At 71.8% G+C, this 19,995-nt stretch carries 21 protein-coding genes and 1 pseudogene; 10 read left to right on the forward strand and 12 right to left on the reverse strand.

The features are described from left to right. The first annotated feature begins 59 nt into the window (after positions 1 to 59). Positions 60 to 1,334 (forward strand): porin, encoded by a 1,275-nt coding sequence (locus FVA80_RS23605; protein ID WP_246692108.1) that lies wholly within the window; start codon positions 60 to 62, stop codon positions 1,332 to 1,334. A gap of 22 nt (positions 1,335 to 1,356) precedes the next feature. Here FVA80_RS23605 and FVA80_RS31595 read toward each other — a convergent pair whose 3' ends face one another. Then, positions 1,357 to 2,115, reverse strand: coding sequence for an EAL domain-containing protein (locus tag FVA80_RS31595; RefSeq protein WP_246692109.1), 759 nt, complete (start codon positions 2,113 to 2,115; stop codon positions 1,357 to 1,359). A gap of 98 nt (positions 2,116 to 2,213) precedes the next feature. Then, complete coding sequence (locus FVA80_RS31600; RefSeq protein ID WP_246692110.1) at positions 2,214 to 2,840, reverse strand: hypothetical protein; 627 nt, start codon at positions 2,838 to 2,840, stop codon at positions 2,214 to 2,216. 302 nt (positions 2,841 to 3,142) lie between these two features. On the opposite strand from FVA80_RS31600, the gene FVA80_RS23615 reads away from it, so the two are divergent. Together FVA80_RS23615 and FVA80_RS23620 are read left to right on the forward strand one after the other, a co-directional pair. Next, positions 3,143 to 4,015 carry a MipA/OmpV family protein gene (locus tag FVA80_RS23615; protein WP_147910747.1) on the forward strand — a complete coding sequence of 291 codons (873 nt, stop codon included), beginning with the start codon at positions 3,143 to 3,145 and terminating at the stop codon, positions 4,013 to 4,015. 77 nt (positions 4,016 to 4,092) lie between these two features. After that, entirely contained in the window at positions 4,093 to 4,314 is a 222-nt protein-coding gene (locus FVA80_RS23620) for a heavy-metal-associated domain-containing protein (protein WP_147857329.1), read from the forward strand. A 110-nt stretch (positions 4,315 to 4,424) separates the two neighbouring features. Here FVA80_RS23620 and FVA80_RS30735 read toward each other — a convergent pair whose 3' ends face one another. Further along, positions 4,425 to 4,574: a hypothetical protein gene (locus FVA80_RS30735; RefSeq protein WP_187193489.1), complete on the reverse strand. Its 150-nt coding sequence runs from the start codon at positions 4,572 to 4,574 to the stop codon at positions 4,425 to 4,427. A 363-nt stretch (positions 4,575 to 4,937) separates the two neighbouring features. On the opposite strand from FVA80_RS30735, the gene mnmG reads away from it, so the two are divergent. Genes mnmG through FVA80_RS23640 form a run of 4 tightly spaced genes read left to right on the forward strand, consistent with a single transcriptional unit; the run spans position 4,938 to position 9,338 of the window. Beyond that, positions 4,938 to 6,827 carry a tRNA uridine-5-carboxymethylaminomethyl(34) synthesis enzyme MnmG gene (gene mnmG, locus FVA80_RS23625; protein ID WP_147910746.1) on the forward strand — a complete coding sequence of 630 codons (1,890 nt, stop codon included), beginning with the start codon at positions 4,938 to 4,940 and terminating at the stop codon, positions 6,825 to 6,827. After that, entirely contained in the window at positions 6,824 to 7,459 is a 636-nt protein-coding gene (gene rsmG / locus FVA80_RS23630; protein WP_147910745.1) for a 16S rRNA (guanine(527)-N(7))-methyltransferase RsmG, read from the forward strand. Before mnmG ends, rsmG begins: the two co-directional genes overlap by 4 nt. Continuing rightward, the gene (locus FVA80_RS23635) at positions 7,456 to 8,361 is read left to right on the forward strand and encodes a ParA family protein (protein ID WP_246692111.1); all 906 of its coding nucleotides are present in this window, start codon (positions 7,456 to 7,458) and stop codon (positions 8,359 to 8,361) included. Before rsmG ends, FVA80_RS23635 begins: the two co-directional genes overlap by 4 nt. 56 nt (positions 8,362 to 8,417) lie before the next feature. Next, a complete protein-coding gene (locus tag FVA80_RS23640; protein ID WP_147940901.1) occupies positions 8,418 to 9,338 on the forward strand; it encodes a ParB/RepB/Spo0J family partition protein in 921 nt (306 codons plus the stop codon). A gap of 315 nt (positions 9,339 to 9,653) precedes the next feature. On the opposite strand, the gene holA is transcribed toward FVA80_RS23640, so the two are convergent. From holA to FVA80_RS23670, 4 genes are all read right to left on the reverse strand, one after another. Then, the gene (gene holA, locus FVA80_RS23645) at positions 9,654 to 10,685 is read right to left on the reverse strand and encodes a DNA polymerase III subunit delta (RefSeq protein ID WP_147940902.1); all 1,032 of its coding nucleotides are present in this window, start codon (positions 10,683 to 10,685) and stop codon (positions 9,654 to 9,656) included. Positions 10,686 to 10,692: 7 nt separating this feature from the next. Further along, on the reverse strand, positions 10,693 to 11,238 hold the full coding sequence (lptE, locus tag FVA80_RS23650) for an LPS assembly lipoprotein LptE (RefSeq protein WP_147910370.1): 546 nt from the start codon (positions 11,236 to 11,238) through the stop codon (positions 10,693 to 10,695). A gap of 121 nt (positions 11,239 to 11,359) precedes the next feature. Then, on the reverse strand, positions 11,360 to 12,313 hold the full coding sequence (locus FVA80_RS23655; RefSeq protein WP_147910369.1) for an AEC family transporter: 954 nt from the start codon (positions 12,311 to 12,313) through the stop codon (positions 11,360 to 11,362). A gap of 672 nt (positions 12,314 to 12,985) precedes the next feature. Next, on the reverse strand, positions 12,986 to 13,852 hold the full coding sequence (locus FVA80_RS23670; RefSeq protein ID WP_147910368.1) for a phosphatase PAP2 family protein: 867 nt from the start codon (positions 13,850 to 13,852) through the stop codon (positions 12,986 to 12,988). A gap of 226 nt (positions 13,853 to 14,078) precedes the next feature. Here FVA80_RS23670 and FVA80_RS23675 point away from each other — a divergent pair, with 226 nt between their 5' ends. Next, complete coding sequence (locus tag FVA80_RS23675; RefSeq protein WP_147910367.1) at positions 14,079 to 14,642, forward strand: hypothetical protein; 564 nt, start codon at positions 14,079 to 14,081, stop codon at positions 14,640 to 14,642. Continuing rightward, a complete protein-coding gene (locus FVA80_RS23680; RefSeq protein WP_147910366.1) occupies positions 14,639 to 15,076 on the forward strand; it encodes a hypothetical protein in 438 nt (145 codons plus the stop codon). The genes FVA80_RS23675 and FVA80_RS23680 overlap by 4 nt, the downstream gene beginning before the upstream one ends. A gap of 92 nt (positions 15,077 to 15,168) precedes the next feature. Here FVA80_RS23680 and FVA80_RS23685 read toward each other — a convergent pair whose 3' ends face one another. The 4 genes from FVA80_RS23685 to FVA80_RS23700 all read right to left on the reverse strand — a co-directional run bounded on the left by FVA80_RS23685 (position 15,169) and on the right by FVA80_RS23700 (position 18,250). After that, positions 15,169 to 16,026, reverse strand: a complete 858-nt coding sequence (locus tag FVA80_RS23685; RefSeq protein WP_147910365.1) for an alpha/beta hydrolase — start codon at positions 16,024 to 16,026, stop codon at positions 15,169 to 15,171. A gap of 26 nt (positions 16,027 to 16,052) precedes the next feature. Then, on the reverse strand, positions 16,053 to 16,898 hold the full coding sequence (gene dapD / locus FVA80_RS23690; RefSeq protein WP_147910364.1) for a 2,3,4,5-tetrahydropyridine-2,6-dicarboxylate N-succinyltransferase: 846 nt from the start codon (positions 16,896 to 16,898) through the stop codon (positions 16,053 to 16,055). 88 nt (positions 16,899 to 16,986) lie between these two features. After that, a complete protein-coding gene (locus FVA80_RS23695; RefSeq protein ID WP_147910363.1) occupies positions 16,987 to 17,436 on the reverse strand; it encodes a cyclic nucleotide-binding domain-containing protein in 450 nt (149 codons plus the stop codon). A gap of 127 nt (positions 17,437 to 17,563) precedes the next feature. Next, on the reverse strand, positions 17,564 to 18,250 hold the full coding sequence (locus tag FVA80_RS23700; protein WP_007563457.1) for a response regulator transcription factor: 687 nt from the start codon (positions 18,248 to 18,250) through the stop codon (positions 17,564 to 17,566). Between the two features lie 418 nt (positions 18,251 to 18,668). Here FVA80_RS23700 and FVA80_RS23705 point away from each other — a divergent pair. Beyond that, positions 18,669 to 19,195, forward strand: a pseudogene (locus FVA80_RS23705) (L,D-transpeptidase family protein). A gap of 3 nt (positions 19,196 to 19,198) precedes the next feature. Here FVA80_RS23705 and FVA80_RS23710 read toward each other — a convergent pair. Beyond that, a complete protein-coding gene (locus tag FVA80_RS23710; RefSeq protein WP_147910361.1) occupies positions 19,199 to 19,951 on the reverse strand; it encodes a YggS family pyridoxal phosphate-dependent enzyme in 753 nt (250 codons plus the stop codon). Between the last annotated feature and the right edge of the window lie 44 nt (positions 19,952 to 19,995).

Below are 19,995 nucleotides of genomic sequence, written 5' to 3' on the forward strand. Positions count from 1 at the left end.
CGGGCGATTCTTGCTCTACGTCATTGGCGCCCCGCCCGATCCATGGCCCGGTGATGGGCATGCGCCCCGTCCCTGCCCTCGTGGTCCTGACCCTGGCCGCCTCGCCCGCCGGGGCGGCCGAGGATGCGATCGAGGGTATGGCCGGCCCCGCCGGCGAGCGCCTGCGCTACGACGCGAAGGGCCTGACCTTCACCGTGCCCGAGCCGGAGATGAAGCTCCAGATCGGTGGCCGCCTCCACCTGGATGCTGGCGCGGCCAGCTTCAGCCGGCCGGGCCTCGCCGCGGCCTTCCCCGACAGCGTCGCGGTGCGCCGCTCCTGGATCGAGCCGACGCTCACCATCGGGAAGGATTGGGTGGTCGCCTTCCAGTACGATTTCAGCGACCCGGTCCTGCCGATCAACGACGCCTTCGTCGCCTGGACCGGGCTGCCGGACACGATCCTGACGCTCGGCAACATGAAGGTGCCCCTGAGCCTCGAATGGCTGCAGAGCAACAACGACACCCTGTTCGCCGAGCGCTCCCTCGCCAACGCGTTCGTGCCGGATCGCCGCTTCGGCTTCGCTATCGGGCATCACGGGCAGGCCTGGACCGCCGTGGCGAGCGTGTTCGGCGACGCCGCCAGCAACGGGATCACCGGGGACGGGGTGGCGGCGGCGGGCCGCGCCACCGTGGCGCCGATCCTGGAAGAGCGCGAGACCCTGCATTTCGGCCTCGCCGGCGTCTTTCAGAGCCGGAGCCGGGCCGACGGTGCGTTCGGCTTCTCCACCGCGCCGGAGACGTTCCTGTTCACGCGCCCCTTCGTCGACACCGGCGACCTGCCGGACGTGGCGCGCGTGTCCCGGGTCGGCGCCGAGTTCGCCTATCGCAACGGCCCCGTCCTGGTGCAGGCCGAGTATATCCACGCCGCGATCGACCGGTTCGGCGGCCCGGGCGGGGCCGTCCCTGGCCTCAATTTTCAAGGCGGGTATGTCGAGGCCGGCTGGGTGCTGAACGGCGCCGGCCGCGCCTACGCGCTGGCCCCCAATGGCGGAACGACCTACGCGATTTTCAGGGGCGTCCAGCCCCGGGACGACCAGCGGGTCTCCCGGGGCGGGATCGGCGTGTTCGAGCTGTCCGCCCGCTACAGCGCCATCGAGCTGAACGCCCGGGGCTTTCGCGGCGGCGCCGAGCGGGACGTGAGCCTGGGCCTGAGCTGGTATCCCGAGCCGAACCTGCGCCTGATCGCGAACGTCATCCACGGCCGCGTTCAGCCCGGCGCGGCCCAGTCGGACGCGCTGGGCACCGCGCCGTTCTCGGTCGACACCGTCCTGGGACGGCTTCAGATCTATTGGTGAGCCGCACGGCTCGGACCGCCGGTCAGACGGCTCTGCGCAGGACCGAGCGGAACGGCCGCCGCTCGGGCTCGGGCTCGGCCGGCGCGGGCGGCGGCTCCGGCGGCGGCGCGGCCAAAACCTCGGCGCGCACCGGCCGTGGCGCCGCGAAGGCGGCACCCTGGGCGTACGGGATGTCGAGGTCGATCAGGTCCGGCACGTCCGCCTCGTCGGCGACGCCGGTGGCGATCAGGCGGATGCCGGCCCGGGCCAGGGCCGGGGCGAGATCCTCGATGGCGATGTCCGACAGGCGCCGTCGCTCTGGCCCCGGCCGCAGCAGCAGCTCGGCCGGAACCTTGACCTGGCCGACCCCGAGCCCCGCGAGCTGGGCCACATCGAAGCGCAGGTCGTCCGCCCGGTCGAGGCTGAACCCGATCCGGCCCCGCAGCGACAGGAGCAGGCCGCGCTGCCCGCCATCGAGACCCTGCCAGCTCGCCTGCGGCAGCGCGATCGCCAGCCCGGCCAGGGCCGGATCGTCCGCGACCGTGCGGGCCAGCTCGCGCAGCAGCCCGGGCTCGAACAGCGAGAGCGGCGACAGGCCGTAGGTCAGCATGGTCTCGCTGCCCCGGCGGGCGAGGTGGCGGACCACGATGGCGGCCCGCTGCAGCATGCGCCGGTCGAGCTCGGTGGTGCGGCCGTAGCGCTCCAGCACCGGGAGGAACGCCTCCGGCTCGGTCAGCTGGCCATCGACCCGCAGTCGGGCCAGCGCCTCGTAGGCCGTGACCTTGCGCTGGGGCAGGGTCACCGTCGGCTGCAGGTGGATCTCGAGGGCATCCGCCTCGAAAGCCCGGACGATCTCGGCCTCGTGGTCGGCCCGAGGCGTGGCGGTCAGAGGCGTGGCGGTCAGAGGCGTGGCGGACCAAGGCGCGGCGGCCCGGGGGCGGGACGGGGCGGGATCGGGCGCGGCACCGGCGGTGCCTCCGGAGTGCGCGTCCCGGCGACGGGCTGCGGCGCGGGCTGGAGCCGCCCGCGGCGGGCTCGCGGGAATTGCCGTGTCAGGCTCGGCCTCGGGGGCGCCGGGATGCGCTCCGGCTCGGCCGGCGGCAGCGCGGCTGGCGGGGGCTCCGGGCGCGGCTCGGGCCGGGCCTTGAGGCTGGCGATCTCGGTATCCTGGGTGCTGACCACCGTGGTCAGGTCGCGGACGATGCCGCTGAGCAGCCCCAGCTCCACGGTCAGCTCCTGGACCTCGGCCCGCAGTGCGGGATCGCCGGCCTCCGGCCGCGGCGGCACGACGGCGGTCTCGGCCTTCAGCAGCCGCCGGGACAGCAGATCGACCTCGCCGGACAGCTTCTCGCAGCGCGCCTTCAGGGCGGTGGTACGCGCCTGGGCGAGGCCGGCCGCCACGGCGGCGAGCGCACCGAGCGCCAGGGCGCTCATGAGCGGCGCGAACACCGCCAGCGGCCCGAGCACGACCAGCGCCAGGAGCCCGGCCGCCAACAGCCCCGCGTACCGGCCGAGGACCGGGACCATCTTCAAAAACACCTACCCGGGTCACGCACCGGCCGCCGGGAGAAGTCCCGGGATTGATTCGGCGGGCGAAGACCGATTCGGAGATCTTTGTCGCCGCGCGGCCCCGGCGGCAAGGCGAGCGGACGCGATTTCCGCCCGGTGTGGTGCCGGAGCCAGCCGGAACGTTGCGGAATCGTCACGGACAGGCGGTTTGCGAGTGCTCGGAAGACGATTGCGCGGGTCGCTCATGTGGATGGAAAGAAAAGGCGGCATAAAGCGCGGCTATGACCACAGTGTCTTCAAGCGTTCCGAAGTGCGTTCCGATGCTCCGTTCTCTCCGTCGTGTCGGCTCGTCCGTCGGCGCCCTCGTTCTGGTCCTCGCCGCCGCCCCGAGCCGCGCGGCAGATCTTGAGGCGGCGCCCGCGCGCCGGGGGCCGGTCTTCACGCAGCTCGACCCGGGCGCCGTCGATCCGAGCACCTGGATCGTCACGGTCAGCGCCTCGCTCCAGGCAATCCCGCGCTATCCCGGCGCATCGGACTACACCGCGGTCGGCTATCCCTCGATCGACATCCGCAAGGCCGGCGAGCCGCGCCGCTTCTCGACCCCGGATGACGGCTTCAGCGTCTCGTTCTACGACGATCCGGTGTTCCGGATCGGCCCGACCGCCCGGATCGTGCCCGGCCGCTATTACGGTGACGACCGGCGCCACCTGTTCGGATTCCGGGATGCGCGCATCGCCCTGGAGCCCGGCGTGTTCGCCGAGTTCTACCCCGCCCCGTCCATCCGCACCCGTGTGGAAATCCGGCAGGGCGTGTACGGGCATCACGGCACGGTCGGCTCCTTGGCCGCCGACTACCTGATGCCGACGGGGGCGTTCCTGTTCTCGATCGGCCCGCGCCTCAACGTCGGCGATGCCAGCTACGCCCGGAAGTATTTTGGCGTGTCGCCGGCCGAGGCCGCGCTCAACGGCCGTGTGACCCCGTACAATCCCGGCGGCTTCTATTCGGCGGGGGTGCTCGGCGCCGTGACCTACACCCAGAGCGAGACCTGGGCCTACACGGCCTATGCCGGCTACGCCCGCATCCTGGGCGCGTCCGGCGACAGCCCGCTGGTGCGCCGGCCGTTCGGCAATCCCGACCAGTTCCAGTTCGGCCTGAAGGTCGACTACGCGTTCCGCATGCCCGCTCAATTCTGAGGCGTCTTGCGCCGGCTGCGCCGCGCTCCGACATGCCCGTCACAGGAATGCCGGTGACACGGTTGATGGAGGCCCGGATGGACGAGACGCGCGCCGACCTGCTGATGCAGGTGGAGGGCATGACCTGCGACGGCTGCGCCGCCGCGGTGACCCGCACGGTCAACCGGATCGACCCGGGGGCCGAGGTCGAGGTGGACCGGGAATCCGGGCGTGTCGCGATCCGCACCGACGCCCAGGCCCTGGTGATCGCCGACGCCCTCACCAAGGCCGGCTACACCGCCACGGCCATGACCGGGTGAGGGGAAGCCCGGTCGGCATCTCCCGTCCGCGCTCGGCTCGCGTCGGATGAGGTCGCGCCGCGGGGTGGGGCGGGGAACAGCTACCCCCCGATTTCGACCGCCACGCCCGCCTATGACCGGCTGAGGAACATCCCGGTCAGCAGCAGCCCGAAGGCCGCCAGGCCGAACAGGCCTTCCTTGCGGTGGGTGTGATCGAGGAAGTGGGCGGCGGCGCCGGCCGCGCAGCAGGCGGCACCCAGGCCGATGGTCAGCGACGACATCGCAATCCCTCCGCACCGCGCGCCGCCCGCCGACGCTGCGAAACAGTCCCGGTCCCGGGGCATGTCGGACGCCGTTGTCCGTTCAGGATCTCATCTCGTGTACAGGCTGGCACGACGCGAAAGCACTGGCAAGCGTGCGCGAGAGCTTGTCTGTCTGCGCGCCGCTTGGAATTTCCGAAGTTCTGCCGGCAAGAATTCGTGCTGCGCTCGCCCGGACGGCCTCGAATACTGCGCCGTGTTCATGGCCCCCTGCCCCGCCATGCGTGGGACACAGGCGTCGAGCGCGTCGATTCCCTGGTTCGATCCAAGGGTCCCGCGGCCGGATGCGTTGACCGTCCCGGTCGCACCCGCGTAATCACCCGCATGCGCACCCCATCATCCGACCGGTTCGACGTCGTGGTCGTCGGCGGCGGCCATGCCGGCGTCGAGGCGGCTGCCGCCGCCGCCCGCTGCGGCGCCCGCACGGCCCTGGTCACCCACGACCCCACCACGATCGGGGCGATGTCGTGCAATCCCGCCATCGGGGGGCTCGGCAAGGGCCATCTCGTCCGGGAGGTCGACGCCCTCGACGGCCTGATGGGCCGGGTCGCGGATGCGGCCGGCATCCAGTTCCGCCTGCTCAACCGCCGCAAGGGCCCGGCCGTGCGCGGGCCCCGCACCCAGGCCGACCGCAAGCTCTACGCCGCCGCCATGCAGGCGGCCGTCGCGGAAACGGACGGCCTCACGGTGGTTGCGGGCGCCTGCGAGGATCTCGTCCTCGATCCCGAGGGGCGCCTCCGCGGTCTCGTGCTGGCCGATGGCCGCACGATCGCCTGCGCCGCCGTGGTACTCACCACCGGCACGTTCCTGCGCGGGCTGATCCATATCGGCGAGCGCCAGATCCCGGCCGGCCGGGTCGGGGAGGCGCCGGCGATCGGGCTGGCCCAGACCCTCGACCGGCTCGACATGCGACTGGGTCGTCTGAAGACCGGCACCCCGCCCCGCCTCGACGGACGCACCATCGACTGGTCCGGTCTGGAGATGCAGGACGCGGATGCCGACCCGGTGCCGTTCTCGACGCTCACGGACAAGATCACCACGCCGCAGATCCGCTGCGGCATCACCCGGACCAACCAGGCGGTCCACGACCTGATTCGGGCGAACCTCCACCGCTCGCCGATGTATTCCGGCGGCATCGCCAGCCGCGGCCCGCGCTACTGCCCGTCGATCGAGGACAAGGTGGTGCGCTTCGGCGACCGGGAGGGGCACCAGATCTTCCTCGAGCCGGAGGGGCTGGACGATCCGACGATCTACCCGAACGGCATCTCCACGGCTCTGCCCGAAGCTGTGCAGAACGACTTGATCCGGCTGATCCCCGGGCTCGAGCGCGCCGCCATCCTGCGGCCGGGCTACGCCATCGAGTACGATTACGTCGATCCGCGCGAGCTCGATGCCGGGCTGCAGGTCAAGCGCCTGCCCGGCCTGTTCCTGGCCGGCCAGATCAACGGCACCACCGGCTACGAGGAGGCGGCAGGCCAAGGGCTCGTGGCTGGGCTCAACGCGGCCCGGCGCGCCGGCGGCCTCGACGCCGCGACCTTCGATCGGGCCGAATCCTATCTCGGGGTGATGATCGACGACCTCGTCACCCACGGGGTCAGCGAGCCGTACCGGATGTTCACCTCGCGCTCCGAGTATCGCCTGTCGCTGCGGGTCGACAATGCCGACGAGCGCCTGACCCCGCGCGGCCTCGCGCTGGGCTGCATCGGGCCGGGTCGGGCGGCTCATTTCGCGTCCTCCCAGCAGCAGCTCCAGGCGGCGCGGGCCCGCCTCGACGCGGTCAGCCTCACCCCCAGCCAGGCCGCCACCCACGGGATCGTGCTGAACCGCGACGGCATCCGCCGCAGCGCGTTCCAGCTGCTGGCCTATCCCGAGATCGCCTGGGGGCAGCTCGCCGCGATCTGGCCGGAACTGGCCGGGACGTCGCCGCGGGTGGCGGACCGGCTCAAGACCGACGCGACCTACGCGGTCTATCTCGATCGGCAGAACGCCGACATCGCCGCCTTCCGGCGCGACGAGGCCGTGCGGCTGCCGCCGAGCCTCGACTATGCTGGGATCAGCGGCCTTTCGAACGAGATGCGGGTCAAGCTTGAGACCGTTCGGCCGGGCACCCTCGGCCAGGCGGCGCGGATCGAGGGCGTCACGCCGGCTGCCCTCACCCTCCTGGCGGCCCATGCCAGACGGGCCGTGCCGGACGCCGGCCGGCGCGCGTCATGAGCGACCCGGACCGCACCCGGATCCTGGCGGCCTCCGGTGTTTCACGTGAAACAGCCGCGCTGCTCGATCTCTACGTCGCGCAGCTCCGGCGCTGGCAGCCGATCAAGAACCTCGTCGGCCCGGCCACCCTGGCGGAGGTCTGGAGCCGGCACATCGACGACGCGCTGCAACTCCTGGACCTCGCCCCCGAGGCCCAGACCTGGCTGGACCTCGGTTCCGGCGCCGGGATACCGGGCTTGATCCTCGCCATCGCGGGTCGGTCACGCGGCATCCAGGTCGATCTGGTGGAGAGCAACGCACGCAAATGCGCCTTCCTCACCGAGACGGCGCGGCTGACCGGTGCCCCAGCGCGGGTGCGCAACGCGCGGATCGAGGCGGTGATCGGCGAGTTCGCTGGCGTCGACGTGGTCTGCGCCCGTGCTCTGGCGCCGATGACGCAGCTCCTCGCCTGGACCGAGCCGCTGTTGAAAACGGGCACCACCGGCCTGTTTCCGAAAGGGCGCGACGTGCAAGCTGAATTGACCCAGGCCGCCGCGCAGTGGAGAGTCGTTAACGACCTCGTGCCGAGCCGGACTGATTCCGAAGCCCGGATCGTGCGCGTCACTGCCCTCGCCGCCCCGAGCCATCGATGACCGAAGCGATCCTCGGCGACTCCGCCGACCGGTCCATGGATCCTTCCCGCGATCCTGTCCGTGATCCCGCCCGTAGCTCCACCCCAGGCCCGTCCGTGCGGCATCCCCTGCGCATCCTCGCGCTCGCCAACCAGAAGGGCGGCGTCGGCAAGACCACGACCGCGATCAACCTCGGCACCGCGCTGGCGGCGATCGGCGAGGACGTGCTGGTGCTCGATCTCGATCCGCAGGGCAACGCCTCCACGGGGCTGGGCATCGACCGGGCACGCCGTCACGTCTCGACCTACGACGTCATGATCGGCGAGGCGACGCTGGCCGAGGCGGTGATCCCCACGGCGGTGCCGCGGCTGTCGATCGCGCCCTCCACCATGGATCTGCTCGGCCTGGAGATGGAGCTGGCGACCCTGCCCGACCGGGCGCACCGGCTGCGCGCCGTGCTCAAGGACATCGCCCAGGCGCAGAGCCTGAACCGGATCAGCTACGTGCTGATCGATTGCCCGCCCTCGCTCAACCTGCTGACCATCAACGCGCTCGCCGCCGCCGACGCGGTGCTGGTGCCGCTGCAATGCGAGTTCTTCGCCCTGGAGGGCCTGAGCCAGCTGCTGCGCACCGTCGAGCAGGTCCGGGGCGCCCTGAACCCGAAGCTGACCATCCAGGGCATCGTGCTGACGATGTTCGACCCGCGCAACAACCTCTCCGCCCAGGTGGTGGCGGATGTGCGCGGTTTCATGGGCGACAAGGTCTACGAGACCGTGATCCCCCGGAACGTCCGCATCTCCGAGGCGCCGTCCCACGGCAAGCCGGCTTTGCTCTACGATTTGAAATGTGCCGGCAGCCAAGCGTATCTGCGCCTCGCCTCCGAGGTGATCCAGCGTGAAGGCCGGGTGCCGGCGGCGGCGTGATTGTGTGATCCCCAGAAGCCGGGGATCGAGTGCGGAGCGTGACACGGGTGACAAGGATGGCGGAGGAGGGGGCACGACCCCGTCTCGGGCGCGGGCTCGCGGCGCTGATCGGCGATTTCGGCGACGCCGGACAGGCGGCCAAGCTCGACGGAAAGATCGAGCCGCAGCGCAAGGTCCCGGTGGAATTCCTGCGCCCGAACCCGCGCAACCCGCGCCGCAGCTTCGGCGAGGCGGAACTCGCCGAGCTCGCGACATCGATCAGCCAGCGCGGCATCATCCAGCCGATCGTGGTCCGGCCGCTCGGCGATGTGCCGGGGGCTTTCGAGATCGTGGCGGGCGAGCGGCGCTGGCGCGCGGCCCAGAAGGGCGGCCTCGACGAGGTGCCGGTGGTGATCGTCGAGATCGACGACCGCGCCTCCCTGGAATTCGCCATCCTGGAGAACGTCCAGCGGGCCGACCTCAACCCGATCGAGGAGGCTTCGGGCTACGAGCGCCTGATGCAGGATTTCGCCTATACCCAGAAGGAGTTGGCCGAGATCCTCGGCAAGAGCCGCAGCCATCTCGCCAACACCCTGCGGCTGCTCAACCTGCCGCCCGCCGTGCAGGACCGGGTCACCGCCGGGGAACTTACCGCCGGCCATGCCCGGGCGCTCCTGGCCGTGCGCGATCCCGAGGGCGTGGCCCGCCGGGTCGTGGCCGAAGGCCTGTCGGTGCGCGAGGTCGAGGCGGTGGCGGCGTCGGAGGCCGCCGAGGCCGCGAAGCCCGACACCCCCCGCCCCGGCCGTCCGCGGCTCTCCGCCGAGCGCCCTGCCCCGGTGCGCGACCTGGAGTTGCGCATCCGCCGGGCCCTGGGCGTCGAGGTGACGTACAAGCCCAAGGACGCGGAATCCGGCGAGATTCGCATCCGCTACGAGACCCAGGACGAGCTGGAAGGTTTGCTCAACCGCTTCAAGGTGTCGGAGCCGGAGGAGGGCTGAGGACGCGTTTCGCGGTCTCCCAGCGCTTCAACGACCTCCGAGATCCCGCCTTCGATCGGAGGTGTCGCGGCCACAGGATGAATCGCCTTGTCGTTCCGGGGCGCCGCAGGCGAGCCCGGAATCCGGATCCGCCGACGGCGCCGGACCTTGATCTTTCGGCGGCTATGGATCCCGGGCTGCGCTGCGCGGCCCTGAGATGACGAAGTGGATGATCGCGCGCTGCGAGAAGTCCCGACCGTGCGAAGACTCAAATCCCCCCGTGAGGGGAACGCACGCCATTGCAGGCCTGCGCGTCCTATCGAGCCAGCATCACCTCTAACGCCGCCGCCTTGCCCCCGCCTCCGCCACCCGCAGCAGCGCCGCTGAAGCGAGAGCGTGGGCCAGTTCCGGCTCGGCCCGTCGGCAGGCCAGGACGGCCTCCTGCAGGGCCTTGGCGGCCTGCCGGAGGGTGCCGGCCGGCCACGTGGCAAGCTGGCCCTCGATGCTGGCCTTGCGCTTGAAATGCAGGCCCCGCCAGGCCGCCGCCATCAGGGCCGGGGTCTTGTCCGGATTGTCGAGGCGAGTCGCCAGCAGGGTCAGGGCGTGCCGCAGGGCCGAGCCCAGCACCACGCCGGGATCCAGCCCCTCGTGCCGGAAGCGCCGGTAGTCGCGCTCCACCGCCTCGCGGCGCCCGTCGAAGGCGGCGTCGATCAGGGTGTTGAGCACGCTGGCGGCGACGTCGCTGGTCACGGCCTCGACATGGTCGAGGGTCACGGTCCCCTCCCCGGCCGCGTAGAGCGCCAGCTTCTCGATCTCCATCAGGCTCGCCCGTCGGTCGCCGCCCAGGCTGCGGACCAGGACTTCCCGGGCGGCCCGGTCGATCCGCAGGCTGCGCTCCTGAAGGGTGCGGTCGATCAGGTCGCCGAGCGTGCGCTCGTCGTCGGCGTAGCAGGGAATCGCCAGCGCCCGGGGCGAGCGCTCGCAGAGGACGCGCATCGGGTTGTTCTTGGCGAGGTCGCCGCCCTCCACGACGACGCGCGCGTCGGCGATCTCGGCGGCCAGCACCGCCTCGACGGCGGGCGCGTAGTTGCGGCTGCCGGGCCGGACCCAGATCGACCGGCGGCCGCCGAACAGCCCCATCGTGCCGGCCTCGTCGCACAGCCGGCCCGGGTCGGAGGCGAGGGTGTCGCCGTCGATCCGCACCAGCGCGAAGGGATCGCCGGGGTCGGTGACGAAATCCTCGGCGAGCTTGCGGGCGCGCTCTGTGACCAGGCCGGTATCGGGCCCGTAGACCAGGATCACCGGGATGCGCGGATCGGGCCCGCGCCGGATCAGCCCCTCGATCTCGCCCGCCTTGACGGCCGTCAAAGCCGGCTCACGGCTTGGTCGACAGCACGGCCGCGAGGCGGGTCTTGATCTGGTCCGCCAGCACGCTGGCCAGGCGGATCTCGGCGTCGCGCGCCGCCCGCTGGCTGGCGAAGCGCTGGACCGAGCGGTCGTAGGTCGCGGTCGAGGTGGCCACGCCCTCGGAGTAGACCTTGGCGCCGGCCATGTCCTCCAGGCTGTACTTGATGTTGGCGACCAGCGTACCGGCCTCGGCGCGGCCGGTGGTGGAGGAGACGATCGGGGTCTGCACGATCTCGGAGCCCGAGAGCTTCAGCCGATAGCGCTTGCTCGACGGCTGGCCCGACCCGTCGAGCTCGAACACCAGTTCGCTGCGCAGGTAATGCCCGAGCCGCTCCTGCCCTTGCGCCATCGCCACGTCGTCGACCTGCACGGAGGCCAGCAGGGCCTGCACGGTCTCGCCGGAGGCGGTCGGCCCGTACAACGGACGGAAGCAGGCCGACAGGCTCAGCGCCAGGCCGGCGACGCAGGCGAGGCGGCCGACCCGACCCGCAACCGATACTTCCGAACGCACCATCACGTCGCCGTTCCGCCCCGCGTCATCGCCGCCACTCTTAGCCCGGACCGGGCGGGCCGCGCCATGAGGCTACGCGGCAACCGTTACGATTCCTCTGCGGCGGGAGCGTGGTCGCGGTGTTTCAGACCGTTGCCAGATAGCCCGACACCGTGACGATCGACAGGATCGTCGAGACCAGCACCACCCGGGCGGTCAGGTCGGCCTCCCGGCGGTAGAATTCCGCCAGCATGAACGGGCCGGTGCCGGTGGGGAGGGCCGCCATCAGCACCGCGACGTGCAGCAGCAGCGGCGGCAGGTCGAACAGGAAGCGGCCGAGCCCGTAGGCCAGCAGCGGCTGCCCGGCGAGCTTGAGGCCGACCAGAAGGGCGGCCGCCCGGGTCTGCGCGCCGCCGGGCCGGCGCTTCTGGGCCAGGAACAAGCCGAGCGCCACCAGGGCGCAGGGCGAGGCCGCGCCCCCGAGGAGCTTCAGGAAGGTCTCGGCCGACACCGGCAGGGTGAGGCCGGCGGTCGGTACCAGGGCGCCCAGCGCCGGCGCCACCAGGAGCGGGTTGCGGATCAGCGACCGGCCGACCGTGCGCCAGACCGGGACGCCGGACCCGCCCGCGCCGCCATCGCCGGTCTCCCGCCGCAGCCCGGTCTCGATCAGCACGATCGCCACCGCGAACACCCCGCAGACCGTGAGGATCGCAGCCACGGTTGTCGGGGCCAGCGCCTCCGGGCCGAACGCGACCAGCCCGAGCGGAAAGCCCATGAAGCCGGTATTGGGATAGCCGGCGTTGAGCCCGTCCACGGCGGCGTCGGAGAGCGGTCGCCCCTCCCCGCGCCGGATCAGCACCGTCACGGCGAACACCGCCAGGCTGCTCAGCCCGAAGGCGCCGATGAAGCCGGGTTTCCAGATCGCGCTCCAATGCGCGTGCGCGGTCACGTCGAACAGCAGCGCCGGCAGGGCCAGGAACACCACGAACCGGTTGAGCTCGGTGGTCGCCGCAGTGCCGAGAACGCCGATCCGCCGCGCCAGCCAGCCGGCGAAGATCAGCGCGAAGATCGGCAGCACGACCAGCAGGGTCGAGAGCATGGGCGGCCCGGGTGGGAGGACGAGGCTCCGGCCTTAGGACAGGAGCCGCATCGACCTCCAGTGCCGGGGACGGGAACCTGCCATGCTCCCCTGCCCCGCGGGAGCCGCTACCAGCGATAGATCAGGCTGCCGATCACCGTCGCGGGGGCGCCGCGATCGCAGAAAGCCCGCCTGGCAGGTCGTGGAGCTGCGGTCGAAGAGGTTGAGCGCGTTGATCGGTGCACGAAACCCTTTGTCTTTCGGATCGAGCGCCGCAACGTCGTAGGCGACCAGGGCGTCGGACAGGGTGACGGTCGGCGGTGACGCCCGAGGGGCCGCCGCCTCCGCCGCCGGTGGCCGCGCTGTTGCCGTTGCCGCCGCTCACGTTGGCGCCGCCGAAGCCGGCCCCGGCCGGGAGAACCGAGGTCGGGCGGGCGGCCTCGACCGAGATCTCGTTGAGCTGCACGTCTGCGCCCTTGACGTCCGTGCCCCGCGCGACGGCGGCGTTCGTCAGGGCGGTGGCGGTAAGCAGAAGCCCGAGGCGGGCGGAACGCGGCGGCACGATGGATCCCGGGATGCGCCACGCATCGGCGCTTCGACCCCAAGATCATCCCGTCGCGGGCGATCGATCAGCCCGAAAGCGTGTCGTCAGTCGGACACTTGGAGGTGTTCGCATCTGGACTCGTTCGAGGCTCAGAACTCCAGCGGCGGCTCCCGGAGGGCGTCGGCCTCGCGGGTGCAGATGGCCTGGTCGGGGGCCGCGCCGCCGCCGGACAGGGCGCCCCGGAGCTCGGCCCGCGCCTTCTCCAGGTCGGCCCGGAAGCCCGGATCGCCCATCAGCGTGGCGAGGACCGAGGAGCCGGTGATCCGCCCCGCCGCCACGTCGCTCAGCCAGTGCACCCCGCATACGACCCGGCTCTCGCCGTAGGCCCGGCCACGCGCCAGGATCGCGGTCGCCTTCTCGGGCACCAGGGAGGCCAGGATCAGCGCGTAGGCCCAGCCCTGCGTGGCATGGCCGGACGGGTAGCTGAAGCTGTCGGTGAGCGCCTGGGTCCGCTGGACGCAGATCGGCGCCTCGTTGCCCACGAAGGGCCGCAGCCGCCGGTAATGGACCTTCGGGCCGCGGGTCGCCCGGGCGAGGTCGAGGCGCGTGCGCTCGAGGAGGTTCATCACCGCCGGCACCCGGGTCTGGTCGATGCGGATGCCGAGCACGCAGGCGAAGTTCTCGAGGACCGCGGAGGCCCCCTCCGACACGTCGTTCGCGGCGATCTCCCAGCGGGCACTGCCCTTCAGCGCGCGGGTGCTGTTGAAGGCCGCCCGGTCGGCCTTGTCGAGCGGCGCGTCGTGGGCCGGCGGCGCCGGCAGGATCTGGACGGCATCGGGACCCGCGGTCTCGGCCAGGTAGGGCTTGATCGCCGGCTTGCCCGGCTTGAGCGTGTCGGCCCCGAGCGACGGCGCCGCCGGCGGGTTCGCCGGGGCTGGCTGGGGCATATCCTCGGCGCGCACCACGGTCGCGGCGACCAGCAGAGCGAGGATCGGCAAGGTCAGGGTGCGGCGCATCGGATCCTTGGCGGTGTCGGCGAAGGGGCGGGAGTGGAGGCGGGCCGGTCCCGCAGACAAACGACCGACTTGCAAACGAACGACTTGGCGGGACGGTTCAGTCCGCACACAGGGCTCTCATTCTGTCCAGGGGCGAACCCGGCGGTTCGTCGAGCGGGCGGGGCGGTTGACCCGAAGCCGCGTTCACGCGAACGCTGCACCATCCCCGCTCCGGCCTTCCGACCCCATGGCTCAGCCGCTCGACCGCGCCCGCCTCCTCGAGGCTTTCGAGGCACTCGGTGCCGACCTCGCCGAGTACGGACGGTTCGTCGAGATCGCCGTCTACGGTGGCGGCGCGCTGATGCTGCAATTCGCCTGGCGGCGCGGCACCGAGGATGTCGATGCGGTCGTGCGACCCGGCTACGACGAGGCAGCCCTGGCACCCTCGGTGGCCCGGGTCGCCGCGCGGATGGGACTGGAGTCGGATTGGCTCAACAACGCCGTCGGGATGTTCACTCCGCTCGACGAGGATGAGACGCTGTTCGCCCTGTCCGGCACGTTCCCGGCTGATGGGACGCCGGGACTTCGGACGGTTGTGGCCAAACCCGCCTACCTCCTGGCGATGAAACTCCATGCCCTGCAGAGCCTGGATCGCGGCGACCGTGACCTGAACGACGCCCGTGCCCTGGCCGCTCACTTGGGCCTGCGTGATGTGGAAGCCCTGGAACAGCTGTACCGCGCGATCTACGGCGAAGACCCATCACCGGAGGCCCGCAGTCGATTCTCGGCCGTCTTCGCGGGGACGCCATGAGGCCGCGTTCCCTGGCTGCCGTGGTCGAGCGCGCGCGCGGCGACGGCGACTGGGAGCATCACCTGCGCGACTTCCTCGACGCCTTCTACGCGGCCGATGGCGACGTTGCCCGGCAGGCCGCCTTCGTGGCCGACGAGCCCGGCCTGCTGGGGCGGCCGGAGGCGGACGCGTTCCTGGGTGGGGCCGGTGAGCATCTGGCCCGGCGCTGGTGCCTGCCCATCCCCGGTTGGGTCCGGGCCGAGGAGCGGTATCTGGCGACGGCCCTGTTCGTCCCCGGCGACAAGGCCCTGCGGGGCTACCTGATCTGCGTCAGCCCGGTCTCGTTCCGGACGCGGCTGATCTTCACCGGCCCAGATCCGCTCCAGCGCGCCCGCTTCCCCTACCATCGCGGTGTCATCACGATGCCACCGGAGCATGGGTTTCCAAAGGGCTGAGCCCGGTGATCGGGGCTGAGCCCTGATGATGCCAGGGCTAAGCCCTGGACCCGCAAAAGGTCCCGGACTTTTTGAATCGATAAATTTGCCGGCTAATTCGCTCGGATCGCGGTTGCGACCGCGGCCGGAAACTCCTCGTGCGGGCTGAGCGCGCCGGGGATCGCGGTGCTGGCGACCCGGCCGTGGGCGATCAGCGCGTCCATCTCGGCGCCGGAGCGGCGCGGGGCGTTCTCCGGCCGCAGCACCAGGGTCGGCGGCAGGCCGTCCCCGAACAGGTCCAGGAAGGCCGCGCGGTCGCCCACCGGGTCGAGGCCGCCGGTGACGAAGGCGGCGGTGCCGAAGCGGCCGTTGCGCTGCCGGGTGATGGCGTGCTTGGCGCGAATCAGAGCCGGTGTGACGTGAGCCGCGTCCGCGTAGACGTGGGCGCGCATCATCCGGCCGATGATCGGCGGGCTGATGTTGAGCCGGTAGAGCGCCTCGCCGAGGATCGGCGCCTCGACGGCCCGGCGGATCCGCGGGAACCAGTGCGCCCGGCTCGGCATCGCGGTGGGCAGCGGCCCGCGCCAGGTCGGCGCCACCAGAACCAGGCGCGCGAACGCTGCCGGGTGCCTGCGCGCCGCGGCGACGAGATAGCCTGCGGCGTGGCCCGCCGCGATCCCGACCGCGTAGGGGCCGGGCGCGGCGGCGAGCAGCGCGTCCAGGAAGGCGTGCAGGGTGTCGGGACCGAGCGGCAGCCGGGTGCGCGGCCGGGCGCCGAAGCCCGGCCAGTCCGGCACCAGGCAGCGGTACTCGGAGCCGATGGCGTGGGCGAGGGCGTGCATCTCGGACCGGTCCGAGATCGTGGACAGGGCCGGCAGCAGCAGCGCGTCGGGCCCCGCACCGATCACGGCGCACGGGGTCGGCACCGGCCGGCCCGCCACGATCAGGTCCAGGGTCCGCGTCGTCTCCACAGGGCCGCCCTCAAGTCCCAAAAGAATCAGGTGCGCAGCAGCTCGTTGATCGCGGTCTTGGAGCGGGTGCCGGCATCGACGCGCTTGACGATCACCGCGCAGTACAGGCCCGGGCCCGGGGTGCCGTCCGGCAGAGCCTTTCCGGGCATCGTGCCCGAGACCACCACGGAGTAGGGCGGCACGCGGCCGTACATCACCTCGCCGGTGCTGCGGTCGACGATCTTGGTGGAGGCGCCGATATAGACGCCCATGGACAGCACGCTGCCCTGGCCGACGATGACGCCCTCGGCCACCTCGGCGCGGGCGCCGATGAAGCAATCGTCCTCGATGATCACCGGGTTGGCCTGGAGCGGCTCGAGCACGCCGGCGATGCCGGCGCCGCCGGAGATGTGGCAGTTCTTCCCCACCTGCGCGCAGGAGCCGATCGTCACCCAGGTGTCGACCATGGTGCCTTCGCCGACATAGGCGCCCAGGTTGACGAAGCTCGGCATCAGCACGGCGCCCGGCGCGATGTAGGAGCCGCGGCGCACGAAGCAGCCCGGCACGGCACGCAAGCCCGCGGCGCGGAACTCCGCCTCGCCCCAGCCCGCGAACTTGGACGCGACCTTGTCCCACCACGGCGCGCCGCCGGGGCCGCCATCGATCGTCGCCATGTCGTTGAGCCGGAAGGACAGCAGCACCGCCTTCTTCAGCCACTGATTGACGACCCAATCCTGGTTGCCGCTCTTCTCGGCGACCCGGGCCTTGCCGGAATCGAGCAGGTTCAACGCCTCCTCGACGGCCTCGCGGACGGCGCCCTGGGTCGAGGTCGAGATGCCGGCGCGCTCTTCCCAGGCCGTCTCGATGGTCTTGGCGAGGTCGGAGGTGGACATGGGCGCACGATGCTCTCGATGGCGGGAGCCCGTGCTTACTCGCGGGCACCGGGGCTGTCACCCGGGGAGCCGGCGCAATCCGCCCGGATCAATCCTCGAGCAGCACCCGCACCCGGTCGAGATCGGTCACGAGGTCCACGAGGTCGATCGCCAGGGTGTCGTAGACGGATTGCGCGGCCGCGGGGAATTCCTCCAGCACGCGCCGCATCAGCGTCGGGGTGATGCGCATCACCTCGGCGGCGCCCTCGGCCCGGGCTTCGGTCGGCCGGGTGCCGCGCACGAACAGGGCGAGCTGCCCGATCAGCGCCGAGCGCCCGGCACGGACCGGCTCGGCATCCGGCACCCGGGGCGCGAGCCGGATCGTGCCCGACATCACCACGAAGCCGCCATCGGCCGGGTCGCCGCGGGCGAACAGCAGGTCGCCGTCCGCCAGCTCGCGCCGCTCGGCCGCGAAGGTCAGCAGGCGCAGCGCGTCCCGGTCGAGGAAGCCGAACAGCGGCGCGTCGGCGAGGATCGCGATGTCGTCGTCGAGCCCCAAGGAACCGCCTCACCGCCTGCGTGCAAACGAGCCTGCGCCTCGCGTACACGCAAATCCCTAAAGCCGTTCCCAACCGCGTTGCAATCGCACCCGGCTCCGCGTGCGCCCTGCGACGGGCGCGATTCGATCAGGGCAGCAGCTTGTAGCCGCCGCCCTCGGTGACGAGGATCGCCGCGGTGGCGGGGTTCGGCTCGATCTTCTGGCGCAGCCGGTAGATATGCGTCTCCAGCGTGTGCGTGGTGACGTGGGCGTTGTAGCCCCAGACCTCGGCGAGCAGCGTGTCGCGGTTCACCACGGCCCGGCCGGCCCGGTACAGGAAGCGCAGGATCGCGGTCTCCTTCTCGGTGAGCTTCAGCTTCGAGCCGCGCTCGCCGACCAGCAGCTTGGCGCCGGGCCGGAACGTGTACGGGCCGATCTGGAACACCGCGTCCTCGGACGCCTCGTGGCTGCGCAGATGCGCGCGGATCCGGGCGAGCAGGATGCCGAACTTGAACGGCTTGGTGACGTAGTCGTTGGCGCCCGCCTCAAGCCCCTCGACGTGGTCCGCCTCCGAGTCCTGCGCGGTCAGCATGATCACCGGGCCGCGGAAGCCGCCGGCCCGCATCCGGCGCACGGCCTCGCGTCCGTCGAGGTCGGGCAGGCCGACATCCATCACGGCGAGATCGATGCGCTCGGCCCCGACCCGCCGGACCGCGTCCGCGGCGTTCGCCTCGGTGACCACGGTGAATTCTTCGCAGAGGTCGAGCTGCTCGGTGAGCGTGTCGCGCAGGATCGCGTCGTCGTCACAGATCAGCAGGCGATAGACATTCGACATCGTCCGGGGCCCTGGAGCACGCTGCGGGACCGGGAGACCCGGTGTTCGGAGACAGTGCGCGATGACAAGGATCTGGAGCACGCCGCCCGTCGCGTGACAACACGGCCGGCTCCAGGAAAGCGGGGCCGGCGCGCCGGAATCCAAGGGCGCTCGGTCCCCCCGTCGCAGGGCGGTGGGCTGATTCGCTCCCGAATCCCGGCTTCGACGGCCTAGGTTCCACCGTAAGGATAGAGCTTCGTTTGTGGCCGGAAATTGCCTTGTGCGCAATTTTTCACGGTTTCGGTATTGGATACCGGGCATAACCCCTGCCGATCTGCCCCTGGCGCCGCATCACCGCGGGCCGGACCGGGGCGCGTGCGACCGGCAGGGGAGGGGTGTTGTGCGGGGACATCGGCGCGAGCGGCCCGGACCGGTCCGCATGACCGTGAGCGAGATCCGGGTCCGCGCACTGGTCGGCGACCGCTGCCGGGGCCAGCTCCTGGTCGGCCCGGCGGTGATCCCCTGCGCCCTCGGGGCGGGCGGCATCGTCTCCGACAAGCGCGAGGGCGACGGCGGCTCGCCGCGCGGTCGCTTCCGCCTGCGGGCGGCGCGTACCGCCCGGACCATCTCGGCCTGCGCCCGCGCTCGGCGCTGTCCCTGCGGGCGACCCGGCCGGGCGACGGCTGGTGCGACGACCGCCGGGACCGCCGCTACAACCGGCCGATCCGCCTGCCGGCCCCGGGCATCAGTGCCGAATCGATGTGGCGCGACGACGGGCTCTACGACGTGGTGATCGACCTCGACTACAACCGCGCGCCGATCCGGAAGGGACGGGGCTCCGCGATCTTCCTGCACATCGCCCGGGACGGCTACCGCCCCACCGAGGGCTGCGTCGCCCTGGCCCGGTCGGACCTGCTGCGCCTGCTCGGGCGCCTCGGCCCACGCACGCATCTTCGGATCGGGTGAGGCTCACGCCTTCCGGGGCCTGGCCCCGAAGATGGCGGTCCCGACGCGGACATGGGTGGCGCCTTGCTGGATCGCCGCCGGAAAATCCGCGCTCATGCCCATCGAGAGGATCGGCAGGTTGTGATCCCGCGCCAGGCGGGCGAGCAGGGCAAAATGGGCCGAGGGCGGGTCCTCCGCGGGCGGGATGCACATCAGGCCCTGGATCGCGAGCCCGTGGGTGTCACGGCACTCGGCCAGCAGCGTGGCGAGCTGATCCGGGAGGACCCCGGCCTTCTGCGGCTCCGCGCCGGTATTGACCTGGATCAGCAGCTTCGGGGTCCGACCCGCGCGGTTGATTTCCTTGGCGAGCGCCGCCGCGAGCGACAGCCGGTCGAGGGCGTGGATCACGTCGAACAGGGCCACCGCCTCGCGGGCCTTGTTGGATTGCAGCGGGCCGACGAGGTGCAGCTCGACATCCGGGTAGCGGGCGCGCAGGTCCGGCCATTTCGCGACGGATTCCTGGACGTAGTTCTCTCCGAACACCCGGTGCCCCGCCTCCAGGGCCGGAACGATGCCCTCCGCCGGCACGGTCTTGGAGACGGCCACGAGCTGGACCTCCGCGGGGTCGCGCTCCGAATCCTCGGCCGCCTGCGCGATGGCGGCTCGCACCTCGGCGAGGCCGGCGGCGACGTCGGCCTCGCCGACCGGGGGTTTGGCGGTCGGCTGCCCCATCCCGTCGGTGGCGGGAGCGGTCTGCCCGGTGATCGCGTCGTCCATCGCGTGCCTATCCTGATGGGACATCGGTCCCTTGCCCCGCCGAC

This window comes from Methylobacterium sp. WL1, assembly GCF_008000895.1.
Lineage (GTDB): Bacteria > Pseudomonadota > Alphaproteobacteria > Rhizobiales > Beijerinckiaceae > Methylobacterium.

What these genes read in the sequence shown, in the direction of transcription:
- FVA80_RS23605 (WP_246692108.1), top strand. Translation starts at nt 60, where the DNA reads ATGCGCCCCGTCCCTGCCCTCGTGGTCCTGACCCTGGCCGCCTCGCCC.
- FVA80_RS31600 (WP_246692110.1), bottom strand. Translation starts at nt 2,840, where the DNA reads ATGGTCCCGGTCCTCGGCCGGTACGCGGGGCTGTTGGCGGCCGGGCTC.
- FVA80_RS23615 (WP_147910747.1), top strand. Translation starts at nt 3,143, where the DNA reads ATGCTCCGTTCTCTCCGTCGTGTCGGCTCGTCCGTCGGCGCCCTCGTT.
- FVA80_RS23620 (WP_147857329.1), top strand. Translation starts at nt 4,093, where the DNA reads ATGGACGAGACGCGCGCCGACCTGCTGATGCAGGTGGAGGGCATGACC.
- FVA80_RS30735 (WP_187193489.1), bottom strand. Translation starts at nt 4,574, where the DNA reads ATGTCGTCGCTGACCATCGGCCTGGGTGCCGCCTGCTGCGCGGCCGGC.
- mnmG (WP_147910746.1), top strand. Translation starts at nt 4,938, where the DNA reads ATGCGCACCCCATCATCCGACCGGTTCGACGTCGTGGTCGTCGGCGGC.
- rsmG (WP_147910745.1), top strand. Translation starts at nt 6,824, where the DNA reads ATGAGCGACCCGGACCGCACCCGGATCCTGGCGGCCTCCGGTGTTTCA.
- FVA80_RS23635 (WP_246692111.1), top strand. Translation starts at nt 7,456, where the DNA reads ATGACCGAAGCGATCCTCGGCGACTCCGCCGACCGGTCCATGGATCCT.
- FVA80_RS23640 (WP_147940901.1), top strand. Translation starts at nt 8,418, where the DNA reads ATGGCGGAGGAGGGGGCACGACCCCGTCTCGGGCGCGGGCTCGCGGCG.
- lptE (WP_147910370.1), bottom strand. Translation starts at nt 11,238, where the DNA reads ATGGTGCGTTCGGAAGTATCGGTTGCGGGTCGGGTCGGCCGCCTCGCC.
- FVA80_RS23655 (WP_147910369.1), bottom strand. Translation starts at nt 12,313, where the DNA reads ATGCTCTCGACCCTGCTGGTCGTGCTGCCGATCTTCGCGCTGATCTTC.
- FVA80_RS23670 (WP_147910368.1), bottom strand. Translation starts at nt 13,852, where the DNA reads ATGCGCCGCACCCTGACCTTGCCGATCCTCGCTCTGCTGGTCGCCGCG.
- FVA80_RS23675 (WP_147910367.1), top strand. Translation starts at nt 14,079, where the DNA reads ATGGCTCAGCCGCTCGACCGCGCCCGCCTCCTCGAGGCTTTCGAGGCA.
- FVA80_RS23680 (WP_147910366.1), top strand. Translation starts at nt 14,639, where the DNA reads ATGAGGCCGCGTTCCCTGGCTGCCGTGGTCGAGCGCGCGCGCGGCGAC.
- dapD (WP_147910364.1), bottom strand. Translation starts at nt 16,898, where the DNA reads ATGTCCACCTCCGACCTCGCCAAGACCATCGAGACGGCCTGGGAAGAG.
- FVA80_RS23700 (WP_007563457.1), bottom strand. Translation starts at nt 18,250, where the DNA reads ATGTCGAATGTCTATCGCCTGCTGATCTGTGACGACGACGCGATCCTG.
- FVA80_RS23710 (WP_147910361.1), bottom strand. Translation starts at nt 19,951, where the DNA reads ATGGACGACGCGATCACCGGGCAGACCGCTCCCGCCACCGACGGGATG.